Source organism: Pseudonocardia sp. GCM10023141 (assembly GCF_042653605.1).
On the sequence record NZ_JBHSIR010000081.1, the window covers coordinates 1 to 12661 of the forward strand.

Consider the following 12661-nt stretch of genomic DNA (forward strand, 5'->3'; position numbering starts at 1 on the left):
ACAACGCATCGATCATCGACGGATCGAGCGCGTCGGCCAACCGGCGGGCCGCCTCAACTTCTTGATCTTTAGTGCCGGTAATCTGACTGACTTGCTTCACAGGTGGTCCTTCCCGGCAGCGTGAAGATCACGCTGAGCCGATCTTGGTCCACCCGCGGCTTACACAGTTGCCGTGACACGCCCGGCCCGGTCGGCCACCCACCGCCATCGCGATCCACTCCACCATGGCACGCAGCAGTGGCGTCCGACGCGCGTGCGGAGCGGACAGGCCCGGCACCTGCTCGGCGAAGGTCTTGCGCGGACAGACGTTGTTGTCGCAGAAGAACCGACGCACCCGCATGCAGATCAGAGTTCTCGGCGCCACCGATCGCCGCATCGGCCACGCTGCGCTGATAGCGGCTGTGCACCCGCCCGGACCTGCTGACGCAGTCCGGACACACCGCGTCCGGCGCGGTCACGCTGGCATAGATCCGCAGGGTCGGTCCTGAACGCAGCACCTGCTCAACCGCAAACCGGCCAGATGCGGCAGCAGCACCGTCAGATCATGATCACTACACCGCGGACATGATCAACCACCCGGCCGAACCGGTGATCACCAGGGGCCGTCACGAACTTTGCGCCAGAGCCAAGTCCCGCTTTCCGTTGACAGAAAGCCAGGGCATCCCACCCACGCGACCCGACAGACCGATAAATCCACGCACCCCGCCTGAGCTTGACTCCTGGCGGCCGACACATCATCTGAGGTGGACTCGGTCCGCCAGGGAGGATGTCGTTCGTGCCTGCACCTCACCCGCCGGAGTTCCGGCGTCGCGCGGTCGGGCTCGCCCGTCTGGGCGAGCAACCCGTCGCGGCGATCGCGAAGGACCTGCGCATCTCCGAGTCGTGTTTGCGGAACTGGATGGCCCAGGACGCTGCCGATAATGGTAGTGGCAGTGGTTCGTCGGCACGGTTGACCAGCGACGAGAAGCGGGAACTGGCCGAACTCCGCAAGGAGAAACGTCGGCTGGAGATCGAGAACGAGATCCTCAACCGCGCGGCCACGTATTTCGCTCGGGAGAACGTTCTTCCAAAGTAGTTTTCCCGCTGGTCCGTGAACTCGCCGATGACGGATTTGACGTCGCGGTGACCTGTCGGGTTCTTGGTGTGCGCCGCCAGGGCTACGACACGTGGCGATCCGGGGTGAAATCCGCCCGGGCGATGGAGAACGAGTTGTTGCTCAAACACATCGAGAAGGTCCATCGGGAATCTCGCGGCACCTACGGGTGGCCGCGGGTGCACGCCGAGTTGACGCTCGGTCTCGGGATCGTGGTCAACCGCAAGCGGGTCGCTCGGCTGATGCGCGAGGCTGGCATCCAGGGCCTCTATCGGCGCCGTCGGCGCGGCTGCACGGTCCGAGACCCGCTGGCCGAGCCGTACGCGGACCTGGTCGACCGTGACTTCGTTGTCGACGGGCCCGATGAGCTGTGGTGTACCGACATCACGGAACATTCGACGTTGGAAGGGAAGGTGTATTGCGCGGCTGTGCTCGACGCCTATTCCCGGCGGGTTGTTGGCTGGTCGATCGACAACAACATGCGCACGGCTCTCGTTGTTGACGCGTTGGGCATCGCGATCAGTCGACGGAGCCCGGAACCGTACTCGGCGATCCTGCATTCCGGTCACGGATCTCAATTCACGTCCTGGGCGTTCGGACGGCGCCTGGTCGAGGCCGGCCTCGTCGCTTCGATGGGCTCGATCGGGGATTGTTACGACAACTCGATGATGGAGTCCTGCTGGGGCACGATGCAGCTCGAGCTACTCGACTCAAGGGCATGGAAGACGCGAGCCGAGCTTGCCACCGCGATATTCGAAATGGATAGAGTGCTGGTACAACCCGAAACGGCGACATTCCCGCGTCGGGATGCTGTCGCCAGCGGACTACGAAGCAGCCCACACCGAGACCGACCAAGATCACTGAGCCTTTTCCACTTGGGTCAGCCAGCGTGGATGTGAGGACGAGGACGGCCTTGACCAGGTCGGTGGATCGGTGCGGGCAGCAGCGGATCTTGCGGAGGATCTTCCAGCTCTTGAGCTGGGCGTTGGCGCGCTCATCGGGCCCACGTTGCCGGGCGTGAGCGGAGTTCAGCGCCTTCTGGTTGCGCGACAGCCGCCGCCGCTCACCGGTCTCGGGGTCAGCAGCTCGTCGTCGCTGGGGCACGGCGAACGCGGAACCGGGGTAGCCGTTATCGGCGACCACCCGGACCCCCGCCGCGGTCAGCGCATCGAGGATGCCGTGCTCGCGGGCCGCCCCCATGTCGTGGCGGGCGCCGGGCAACGCGGGAGAGGCCCAGATCAGCCGCCCGGCCGGGTCGGAGATGACCTGCACGTTCACCCCGTGGGCCTTGTGCTTGCCGGAGAAGTACGGCCGGTCACGACCCGAGTCCATCCCCACTCTGTCGATCCGCAGCAAAGTCCCGTCGATGATCACGAACGCTTTCCTCGTCGCGACGGCGATCGCGTCACGCAGCGAGGGAGCGAGCGCGGCCAGGACCTCGAGTGCTTCGTGGATGTAGCGGAACACCGTGGTCGTGCCGATGTCGAACCCGGCGGCGAGGTCGGCGTAGGTCTCGCCTTTGCGCGGGTGCGCCAGCACGAGCAGGGCCTGGCGGCCGGCGGACGCTCACTCGTTCCGGTGACGCCACGCCGCACCGCCTCCGAGCCCGCCCATCAGGTTGGAAAGGGCTCACTGACCCACACCGTCAGTGTCCGGCTCCAGGGGTCAAGCTCAGCCGACCCCAACTCGCGGGCCCATGCGTCGCAACTCGCGGGTCGATCCGTCGCAACTCGCGGGCCCATGCGTCGCAACTCGCGGGTCGATCCGTCGCAACTCGCGGTGCGTTCCACCCCAACTCGCGTCCCGACCCGCACCGCCCTGCGGACCTCTGAACACGTGTCGAAACAGCGAAATCACCGTGTCAGAACAGCGAAATCACCGTGCTCGGATGGCGAAATCACCCGCGTCACAACCCGGCGACGCCCGTCAGGTCCCCCGCCGCAACCGGGCCAGCTCCTCGAGCACCTCGGCAACACCCTCGGTGTCCTCCACCGCATATCCGGAGCCGGTGCCAGCCGTCCCCCCCTCATAGATCACGGTGATCCCCAGGTCACCGGACCGGAGCGAGGATCCCTCACCATCCGCGCTGACCCGCAACAGGCCGGTGGCCTCGACCTCGTCACGCAGCGCGGCCACGTCCTCGGGCGCCACCCGCCGCAGCCCGCCCTTGGAGCCGGACAGCAGCATCAGCTCGGCAACCTGCTCCGGGTCGCGGCGGGACACGACCGCCACCGTGGTCCTGGGCAGCGCCAGCAGGACGTTGAGCGCCTCGGACGAGGCCTGCTCGGCCCGGGCGTTCTCCGGGTCGCCGAGGTCGGGGGCCAACGCGTTGTCGAAGTCGCAGGCAACGAGCAGCCATGAGGTGGTGGCGATGCGGTCCAGCGCGCGCCACAGCTCGTCGAGGTCGTCCATGGGCACGTCCTACCCCCGCGGGACGGGCGGTGTCCACCGCCCGTTGATCGCGCTCGCCGTCCGGACCGCGTCGACAGCGAACCCGCCACGGCATCCGGTGGCGGCTCGACGTCGAGGCACGCGGATGTGGCCCTCCGGAGTCGAGGCCATCCTTACCGGTCTGGCCTGCGGGTTCGCGATCGCAGCGGCACGTCCATCGCCACCGGCACGGAGCCTTCGACATGGCGCCCGGGTGCCACCGCGATGCACCGCTCGTGCTGCTCGACCGAAGATCAGGTGAGCGGTGGGTCGGCAGCGAGGTGGTGGGTGATGGCCTTTCGCAGCGCGTCGTGGCGATCGCTGAGGGACGTGGCCGGGTCCTGCCAGTGCCGGGCCGGGTAGAGCCAGACCGGCCGCTGCCGGACATCGTCGGGCTCCCACACGTAGCGGGGCCAGAGGTGCGCGTGGAGGAACGGGTCGGCGTTGCCGAGGATCTCGATGTTGACGCGCAGGAAGCCGTCGTCCGCCTCGGCACAGGCCCGCTCGACCGCCCCTGCGAGCAGGTCCATGCTCTCGAGATAGGCCAGTCGCCTGGCTCGCGTGAGGTCGCTGAGCCGCGTCACGGCGGGATCGTCGGTGAGCAGGACGCAGTACCCGGGCAGCCGCTGCACGTCCCCGATGACGGCGAACGCCTCCGGCAGCCGGGTCAGCACCGTGGGGTTCTCGCCGCGCAGTGCCGCGCCGATCCGATCGGAACGCCAGTCCGTCACCCGCCGACTGTCACGGTGCGAGCCGGGCCCGCCTACAGATCTCCCATCGCCTGGAGCGGGTTCTCCACCGCATCGGCCACGAACCGCAGGAACCCGCCCGCCGTGCCCCCGTCGCACACCCGGTGGTCGAACACCAGCGACAGCTGCGCGATGGACCGCACGACGATGTCGCCGTCCACCACCCAGGCGCGGGGCAGGATCCGCCCGATCCCGAGTATCGCGACCTCGGGGTGGTTGATGATCGCCGCGCTCCCGTCGACCCCGAGCACGCCGTAGTTGTTCAGCGTGAACGAGCCGGACGTCAGCTCCGCCGCCGTCGCGCTGCCCTCGCGCGCGGCCGCGGTGAGGCGCCGGATCTCCGCGTCGAGCCCGCGGGCGCTGAGCCGGTGGGCGTCGCGGACGGCGGGCACGACGAGGCCGCGGTCGGTCTGCGCCGCGATCCCGAGGTTGACGCCGTCGAGGTGCACGATCTCCTCGCGGTCGGTGTCGACGCGGGAGTTGAGCTCCGGGAACCTCGCCAGCCCGGCCACGGTGAACCGCGCGATCAGCGCGAGCAGCCCGGTGCCGAGCGTGGCGCGCAGCTCCAGCAGCGCGGTCGCGTCGACGTCCACCCAGGTCGTGGCCTCGGGGATCTCCTGACGGCTGCGCGTGAGCGTCTCGGCAACGGCCTTGCGGAACCCGCGCAGCGGCACGCGCTCGCGGATCGCGAGCCCCGTGCGGCGATCGGCCGTGTCGGGAGCGCTGATGGGGGCGGGGGGCGGCGGCGCCGCGACCTTCTCCACGTCGGCCCGGACGATGAGCCCGTCGGGCCCCGAGCCGGTCAGCGTCGCCAGGTCGAGCCCGTTGCGTCGCGCCAGCTGCCGCACGATCGGTGACGCCACCCGCGGATGGGTGGGCGCCGCGGCCGCGGACGGCCGGGTCGCTCCCCGCCGCCGGCGCGCCCCCGTCTCCGGTGACGTGCCGAACCCGATGAGGACGTTGCCGGAACCGGCCCGCTCCTCCTCGGCGTAGGCCGCGCCCGCCGCAGACACGGACTCCACCGAGAGCAGGGGCGCCCCGACGTCGATGGTCGTGCCCTCCGTGCCGTGCAGCGCCGCCACCACGCCCGCATACGGCGTGGGCACCTCGACGGTCGCCTTGGCCGTCTCGACCTCCGCGATCGGCGCATCGACGGCGACGGTGTCGCCCACCTTGACCAGCCACCGCACCAGCTCGGCCTCGGTCAGCCCCTCACCCAGATCCGGCAGCGTGAAGACCGACATGCGTGAGCTCGCCAGCTCGCTCACGACTCCTCCCACTGCAGGTCGTCCACCGCGTCGAGGATGCGGTCGATGCCGGGCAGGTGGTGGCGCTCCAGCTTCGGCGGCGGGTACGGGATGTCGAAACCGGTGACCCGGCGGATCGGCGCGGCGAGGTCGTGGAAGCAGCGCTCGGTGACCCGCGCGACGATCTCCGACGCCACCGACGCGAAGCCCGGCGCCTCGGCCACGACCACGGCCCGGCCGGTGGCCCGCACGGCCGCGCACACGGTCTCGTCGTCGAACGGCACGATCGAGCGGATGTCGACGACGCCCACGTCGCGGCCCTCGACGGCGGCCTGCTCGGCGGCGGCCAGCGCGATCGGAACCGATGGGCCGTAGGCGAGCAGCGTGGCGTCGCGGCCCGGCCTGCGCACCACCGCCCGGCCGATCGGCGGTGTCGCCGCGGCGACGTCCACCTCTTCCTTGCTGAAGTAGTGCTTCTTCGGTTCGAGGAAGATCACCGGGTCCGGGCTGTCGATCGCGGCGCGCAGCAGCCCGTACGCGTCGGCGTTGGTGGCCGGCGCGAGCACCGTCAGGCCGGGTGTGTGGGCGTAGTAGGCCTCGGACGAGTCGCAGTGGTGCTCGACGCCGCCGATGCCGCCCGCGTACGGGATGCGGATCACCATCGGGAGCCGGACGCGGCCCCGGGTGCGGTTGCCCATCTTCGCGACGTGGCTGACGATCTGCTCGAAGGCCGGGTAGGCGAACGCGTCGAACTGCATCTCGACCACGGGGCGCATGCCGTTCATGGCCATGCCCACGGCCATCCCGACGATGCCGGACTCGGCGAGCGGGGTGTCGAAGCAGCGGGACTCGCCGAAGGTCTCGGTGAGCCCGTCGGTCACCCGGAACACGCCACCGAGCGCGCCGACGTCCTCGCCGAAGACGACGACCCGGTCGTCGGCGGTCATGGCGTCGCGCAGGGCGGTGTTGATCGCCTGCGCCATGGTCATCTTCACTCCGGTCACGAGCCGACCTCCGCGTTCTGCTCGGCCCGCAGCTGGGCGGCCTGCTCCAGCAACTGCGGGGTCGGACGGGCGTAGACATGGGCGAACAGGTCGGCGGCGTCGGGAGCGACCTCGGCGGACATCCCGGCGCGCAGGCGCGCGGCCACCTGCTCGGCGTCGGCGGCGAACGCGGCCTCCTGCTCCGCGTCGAGGGCGCCGGTGGCGACCAGGTGCGCGCGCAGGCGCAGCAGCGGGTCGCGGGGCAGCCACTGGGCCACCTCGGCGTCCGCGCGGTAGCGCGTGGCGTCGTCGGCATTGGTGTGCGCCTGGATCCGGTAGGTGTCGGCCTCCACCAGCATCGGCCCGTCGCCGCTGCGGGCGCGGCGCACCGCGTCGGCGAGCACGACCGTCAGCGCGGCGAGGTCGTTGCCGTCCACCCGCGCGGCGCGCATGCCGTAGCCGACGCCCTTGGCCGCCAGCGACGGTGCGAGGGTCTGGCGCGCCAGCGGCACGGAGATCGCGTACTTGTTGTTCTGCACGAAGAAGATCACCGGAGCGGCGAACACCGCGGCGAAGTTCAACGCCTCGTGGAAGTCGCCCTCGCTGGTGGCACCGTCCCCGCACAGCGCCATGACGACGGTGTCCTCGCCCTTGAGCCGGGCGGCGTGCGCGACCCCGACGGCGTGCAGCAGCTGCGTGGCCAGCGGCGTGGCCTGCGGCGCGACCCGGGTGGCGGTCGGGTCGTAGCCGCAGTGCCAGTCGCCGCCCATCATCATCAGGACCTCGACGGGGTCGACGCCGCGGGCGACGATGGCCGCGGTGTCGCGGTAGGTCGGGAACAGCCAGTCCTGCATGCCCAGCGCGCGGGCCGCGGCCACCTGGCAGGCCTCCTGGCCGTGCGAGGACGGGTAGACGGCCAGGCGGCCCTGCCGCACGAGCGCGCTCGCCTGGTCGTTGACGCGGCGGGCGAGCACCAGCGCCCGGTAGCCGGCCAGCAGCTCCGCGGCGGGCGGCAGCGCGGTCGCCCCCTCGACCAGGCCACCCTGCTCGTCGAGGAGCCGGATCAGCGACGGTGACGGATCGTCCACAGCGCACCTCCACAGGAAGACATCACCAACGGAATGGTCCTGCGTTTCGAGCAGCTCAGCCACGCGGACGCTGGATATGAAGACATAGACTTCGAAATGTCCGCATTGGCGATCCATCCGTCCAGATCGATGTTGGGCGCGGGGGGAGGGGTGAGACAGATGGCAGAGGGTCTCGACGACATCGACCGCCGGATCCTGGAGGAACTGCGCGCCGACGGCCGGATGTCGGTGCGGCTGCTGGCCGAGCGGGTGCGGGTGTCGCGGGCCAACGCCTACGCCCGGCTGGAACGCCTGACGGCGGGCGGCGTGATCACCGGTTACACGGTCCTGACCGATCCGGCGAAGACCGGGCTGGCGACCTCGGCCTACGTGACGCTGTCCATGCGGCAGAGCGCGTGGCGCGACGTGCGGGAGCGGCTGCGGTCCATCCCGCAGGTGCGCCACATGGCGCTGGTGGGTGGTGACTTCGACGTGATCCTGCTGGTGCGCGCCGCCGACAATGCCGAGCTGCGCCGCCTGGTGCTCGACGAGCTGCAGGCGGTGCCCGGCGTGCTCGCCACCCGCACGATCCTGATCTTCGAGGACCTGGAGAACCGCTAGCGGCCCCGCGCCCGCCTGCCGGCCGGACGGGCCGCGCCGACGTTCTCCGGGTGCGCTCGGTGATCATGACGGTGAGCTACGTCACCATCGCCGGAAATTCGTCCGTTCTGTGGCGGAGTGTCCACCCGGGAAGCAATGCCGAGAATTCTCAGGAAACGAATGCGCAGGTCCGCTCGATAATCGCGAAGAGAGCCCTGAGAAAGGCCTCAGTAGACACCCGCTAGGTTCTGACCAGCCTGGTTCCGGCGGGGATGCGACTGCCGAGGCACTTTCACAGGCAATTCATAGCGTGCGGGCGTACCACCCCGCGGCAGGCTGGCTGTTCGGTTCGAGGAGGGCGCAATGCAGATCTCCGGTCCGCGGGAAATCGTGGCCGCCGCATGACGGACGATTCGGACATCCTGACCCAGGAGATTCCGGTCGCGCCGCGCGAGAAGCCTCCGGGCAACGGCCTGAGCAGGTTCTGGGCAGGCCTGCAGACGCGGGTCGAGGCGATGAGCCCGCGTACCCGGTGGCTCAACCTCGGCCTGGCGATCCTGCTCATCGTCATGATCGTCGTGGCGTTCCTCGTGATCGGGAACCCCAGCACGCCGACGGTGGCCGTGCGCACCGCCGCCGTCACCCGCGGCACCGTCACCGCGAGCGTCACCGGCAGCGGCAACACCGCCTCCTCGGCCAGCACCCCGGTGAGCTTCCAGACCACCGGCATCGTCACCGCCGTGAACGTGAAGGCGGGCGACACGGTCACCCTCGGGGAGGTGCTCGCGACCATCGACCCCGCCGCCGCCAACGCGACGCTGGCCACCGCCAAGGCGCAGCTGGCCGGGGCGAAGGCCGCCTACGCGCAGGCCTCGGCCGGGCCCACGGCGGTCAAGAGTCAGCAGGACCAGCTCGCCGTCACGACCGCGCAGCAGAACGTGGACAACGCCAACGCGAACCTGGCCGCCGCGCAGAACACCCTGGGGCTGGACCAGACGTCGACGGGGACGGCGATCGACAACGCGCAGACGAAGTTCAACGACGACAAGGCCTCCACCGACACCGCTGTGCAGAACGCGCAGAACAAGAAGAACTCTGACCAGACCATTCAGGATCAGACGGTGGCGAGCACGACGTGTCCGGAGGTCGCGCCGACGACCACCGGGGATCCCGCTCCGACAAGCACGCCTGCATCGGGCGCGACTACACCTCCGGCTTCGGCTAGCAATGGCGCGGTCTCTGGACAAGACTTCGGCGCCTCGTACGTTGTCCCGACAGCCGTGCCGTATGCGGGTGTGCAGAAGGTGTCGTTCAGTTACCCGATGGCAACCAGGGACTGTGCCGCTGTCCGCTCGGCGGAAACGAACCGCGAGGCCGTGCTCTCTGCCGACCAGGGCGCGGTCGATGCGGCACAGAACTCCCAGAACACCACCCTGGACCTGGATCAGCAGGCCGTCACCAATGCCCAGCAGGCTCAGGCCGCCACGCTGGCCAAGGACAACAACGCCATCACCACCGCCCAGCAGCAGGTGACGACGTCCACCGGCCAGGTCACCTCCGCCCAGCTCGCCCTGCAGGCCGACCTGCACCCGATGACCCCGGCCCAGATCGCGCAGTCGGCGGCGCAGGTCGACAGCGCGCAGGTCTCGGTGAACAGCGCCCAGCGCACCGTGGACCAGACCGTGCTGAAGGCCCCGCAGGCGGGCGTCGTGCTCGCGGTCAGCGGGAAGGTGGGCGAGTCCTCGAGCGGCGGGTCCGGCTCGTCCACCGGGTCGAGCACCTCGGGCACGGGGGCGGCGAGCGCCGCGTCGGCGGCGGCGACGTCGGCCGGGTCCGGGTTCATCACCATCGCGAACCTGAGCCGGCTCTCGATCACGGCGAACATCGCCGAGGCGGACGCCGCCAAGATCAAGCTGGGGCAGCCCGCCACGATCACGTTCCCGGCCACCACGACCACGGCGACCGGGTCGGTCACGCAGATCACGCCGCAGAGCACCGTCACGAACAACGTGGTGCTCTACCCGATCACGGTCGCGCTCGACTCGGCGCCGCCCGGGGTCGGCGTCGGGTCCACGGCGAGCCTCGCGATCACCGTGGGCACCGCCGACGACGTGTTGGTGGCGCCGACGGCGGCGATCACGACGCTGGGCACCCGCCACACCGTGACCGTGCGGCGGGGCACGGCCGACACGGTGGTGCCGGTGGAGATCGGGGTGGCGGGCGACACCACCACCGAGATCACCAGTGGTGTCGCGCAGGGCGACGTGCTCGTGCTGCCGACCGCGACCGGAGCCGCCGCGACCGGCGGCGGTGCTGGCGGCGGTGGCGGGGGCGGCGGGTTCCCGCGCGTCGGCGGTGGCGGATGACACGACCGGTCATCGAGCTGCAGGCCGTCTCCAAGATCTACGGCACCAGCGTCGCAGGCGGTGAGGACACCATCGTGCGGGCCGTCGACGGCGTCGACCTGACGGTCGAGCGTGGCGACTTCGTGGCGGTGATGGGAGCCTCCGGGTCGGGCAAGTCGACGCTGATGAACATCATCGGCTGCCTCGACACCCCCACCCGCGGCCGCTACCTGCTCGACGGCGTCGACACCCGCCTGCTCGACGACAGGCGCCAGGCCAAGATCCGCAACCGCAAGATCGGCTTCATCTTCCAGTCGTTCAACCTGATCCCGCGGACCACGGCGCAGAGCAACGTCGAGCTGCCGTTGGCCTATGCCGGGATCCGGCCCGCCGAGCGGCGCCGCCGGGCGCTGGTCGCGCTGGAGCAGGTGGGCCTCGCGGCGCGCGCGCACCACGGTCCGTCGCAGCTCTCGGGCGGGCAGCAGCAGCGCGTGGCGATCGCGCGCGCGATCGTCACCGACCCGGTGCTGCTGCTCGCCGACGAGCCGACCGGCGCGCTCGACAGCCGCAGCACCGAGGAGGTGCTCGCGCTGTTCGACGACCTCAACGTCGCCGGTCGCACGGTCGTGGTGATCACGCACGAGGAGGAGGTGGCGCAGCACGCGAAGCGGGTGCTCCGCATGCGGGACGGGCGGATCCAGGCCGACGAGCGCGTGGCCCCCGCGATCGGGCCGCCGCCGCGCTGGCGCGCCGACCGCGCACCCACGCCCACGGTCACGTCGTGAACCTCCGCGAGAGCTTCCGCTTCGCCGTGCGCGGGGTGACGGCGAACAAGATGCGGTCGCTCCTGACGATGTCGGGAATCCTCATCGGTGTCGCCGCGGTGATCATCCTGATCGCGGCGGGCACGGGTGCCAGCGCCGCGATCCAGAAGTCGATCAGCGCCCTGGGCAGCAACACGCTCACCGTCACCTCGGCCTCCACCGGCGCGGGCGGTCGCGGCGGTGGCGCCGCCGGCGGTGCCCGGGCGGCGGTGCCCGGCGGCGGCCTGCGCGCCGGGGGCGGGGCCGCCCGCGGCCGTGGCGCGGGCGGTGCCGGCGGGGCGGGTACGGGCACCGTCAACAACGGCACCAAGACCCAGCTGACGCAGCTGACCCTCGACGACGCGCAGGCGCTGATGGACCCGGTGCTGGCACCGGACGTGGCGTCGGTGGCGCCGGTGGTGAGCGCGCAGTCGGTGACCGGCACGTTCGAGGGCGCGTCGCACACCGTGGGCACGTTCAGCGGCACCAGCCCCAGCTACCTGGTCAACGACAACGACTCCGTTCAGACCGGCGCCCCGTTCACCGACAGCGACTACGTCGCCCGCCATCGGGTGGCCCTGGTGGGCGTCACGGTGGCCATCGACCTGGTCGGCGGCGACGGCGCGTCGCTCGTCGGCCAGACCGTGCAGTTCAACGGCGTCTCCTACGCGGTGCTCGGGATCCTCACCCCGAAGGGCAGCACCGGGCCGCAGGACCAGGACGACCGCGTGATCGCCCCGCTCACGGCGGTGCAGGACACGCTCACCGGCTACGGCACGGTCAGCAGCATCTCGGTGAAGGCCGCGTCGGCCGAGGCCGTGACGGCGGCGACGTCGGAGGTGACCGACATCCTCAACGCGCGCCACCACGTCACCACCGGCAACGAGGACTTCTCGATCTTCAACCCGAGCTCGATCCTCTCGGCGGTCACGTCGGCGACGTCGATCTTCACGGCGCTGCTGGGCGCGGTGGCGGGCATCTCGCTGCTGGTGGGCGGCATCGGCGTCATGAACATCATGCTGGTGACGGTCACCGAGCGGACCCGGGAGATCGGTATCCGCAAGGCGATCGGCGCGCAGAAGGCCGACATCGTGGGCCAGTTCCTGCTCGAGGCCGTGCTGCTGTCGCTGTTCGGCGGCCTGATCGGCGTGATCATCGGAGTCGGCGTCGGCCAGCTGTCCGTGGGTGGGTTCCAGCTCGTGGTGGCCCCGTACTCGGTGGTGCTGGCGTTCATCGTGTCGGTGGCGATCGGCCTGTTCTTCGGCATCTACCCCGCCAACCGCGCCGCGTCGCTGCGCCCCATCGACGCCCTTCGATACGAATGAACCCCTTCCACAGCGGAGC

The 12661-nt window shown here is 70.5% G+C and carries 12 protein-coding genes and 1 pseudogene; 6 read left to right on the forward strand and 7 right to left on the reverse strand.

Features of this window, described 5'->3' with window-relative positions:
• Positions 1 to 127: 127 nt before the first annotated feature.
• On the reverse strand, positions 128 to 340 hold the full coding sequence (locus ACFPFQ_RS44320) for a hypothetical protein (protein WP_379629300.1): 213 nt from the start codon (positions 338 to 340) through the stop codon (positions 128 to 130).
• A 426-nt stretch (positions 341 to 766) separates the two neighbouring features.
• Between ACFPFQ_RS44320 and ACFPFQ_RS44325 the strand changes: the two genes are divergently transcribed.
• Entirely contained in the window at positions 767 to 1075 is a 309-nt protein-coding gene (locus ACFPFQ_RS44325) for a transposase (protein ID WP_379629301.1), read from the forward strand.
• 47 nt (positions 1076 to 1122) lie between these two features.
• Positions 1123 to 1992, forward strand: coding sequence for an IS3 family transposase (locus tag ACFPFQ_RS44330; RefSeq protein WP_379629302.1), 870 nt, complete (start codon positions 1123 to 1125; stop codon positions 1990 to 1992).
• On the opposite strand, the pseudogene ACFPFQ_RS44335 reads toward ACFPFQ_RS44330, so the two are convergent.
• The 6 genes and pseudogenes from ACFPFQ_RS44335 to ACFPFQ_RS44360 form a co-directional block, all read right to left on the reverse strand.
• Positions 1991 to 2647 (reverse strand): annotated as a pseudogene (locus ACFPFQ_RS44335) (transposase family protein); the annotation flags it as partial. The gene ACFPFQ_RS44330 and the pseudogene ACFPFQ_RS44335 overlap by 2 nt on opposite strands.
• A 372-nt stretch (positions 2648 to 3019) precedes the next feature.
• On the reverse strand, positions 3020 to 3505 hold the full coding sequence (locus ACFPFQ_RS44340) for a hypothetical protein (RefSeq protein ID WP_379629303.1): 486 nt from the start codon (positions 3503 to 3505) through the stop codon (positions 3020 to 3022).
• A 272-nt stretch (positions 3506 to 3777) separates the two neighbouring features.
• Entirely contained in the window at positions 3778 to 4254 is a 477-nt protein-coding gene (locus tag ACFPFQ_RS44345) for a hypothetical protein (RefSeq protein ID WP_379629304.1), read from the reverse strand.
• Between the two features lie 32 nt (positions 4255 to 4286).
• The gene (locus tag ACFPFQ_RS44350) at positions 4287 to 5516 is read right to left on the reverse strand and encodes a dihydrolipoamide acetyltransferase family protein (protein ID WP_379629330.1); all 1230 of its coding nucleotides are present in this window, start codon (positions 5514 to 5516) and stop codon (positions 4287 to 4289) included.
• Between the two features lie 20 nt (positions 5517 to 5536).
• On the reverse strand, positions 5537 to 6502 hold the full coding sequence (locus tag ACFPFQ_RS44355; protein ID WP_379629331.1) for an alpha-ketoacid dehydrogenase subunit beta: 966 nt from the start codon (positions 6500 to 6502) through the stop codon (positions 5537 to 5539).
• Between the two features lie 17 nt (positions 6503 to 6519).
• Positions 6520 to 7590 (reverse strand): thiamine pyrophosphate-dependent dehydrogenase E1 component subunit alpha, encoded by a 1071-nt coding sequence (locus tag ACFPFQ_RS44360; protein WP_379629305.1) that lies wholly within the window; start codon positions 7588 to 7590, stop codon positions 6520 to 6522.
• Between the two features lie 159 nt (positions 7591 to 7749).
• On the opposite strand from ACFPFQ_RS44360, the gene ACFPFQ_RS44365 reads away from it, so the two are divergent.
• The 4 genes from ACFPFQ_RS44365 (at position 7750) to ACFPFQ_RS44380 (ending at position 12642) form a co-directional block, all read left to right on the forward strand.
• Positions 7750 to 8190, forward strand: coding sequence for an Lrp/AsnC family transcriptional regulator (locus ACFPFQ_RS44365; RefSeq protein ID WP_379629306.1), 441 nt, complete (start codon positions 7750 to 7752; stop codon positions 8188 to 8190).
• Positions 8191 to 8570: 380 nt separating this feature from the next.
• Positions 8571 to 10535 carry a biotin/lipoyl-binding protein gene (locus tag ACFPFQ_RS44370; RefSeq protein ID WP_379629307.1) on the forward strand — a complete coding sequence of 655 codons (1965 nt, stop codon included), beginning with the start codon at positions 8571 to 8573 and terminating at the stop codon, positions 10533 to 10535.
• Positions 10532 to 11299, forward strand: a complete 768-nt coding sequence (locus ACFPFQ_RS44375) for an ABC transporter ATP-binding protein (RefSeq protein ID WP_379629308.1) — start codon at positions 10532 to 10534, stop codon at positions 11297 to 11299. Before ACFPFQ_RS44370 ends, ACFPFQ_RS44375 begins: the two co-directional genes overlap by 4 nt.
• A complete protein-coding gene (locus tag ACFPFQ_RS44380) occupies positions 11296 to 12642 on the forward strand; it encodes an ABC transporter permease (protein WP_379629309.1) in 1347 nt (448 codons plus the stop codon). Before ACFPFQ_RS44375 ends, ACFPFQ_RS44380 begins: the two co-directional genes overlap by 4 nt.
• Positions 12643 to 12661 lie beyond the last annotated feature (19 nt).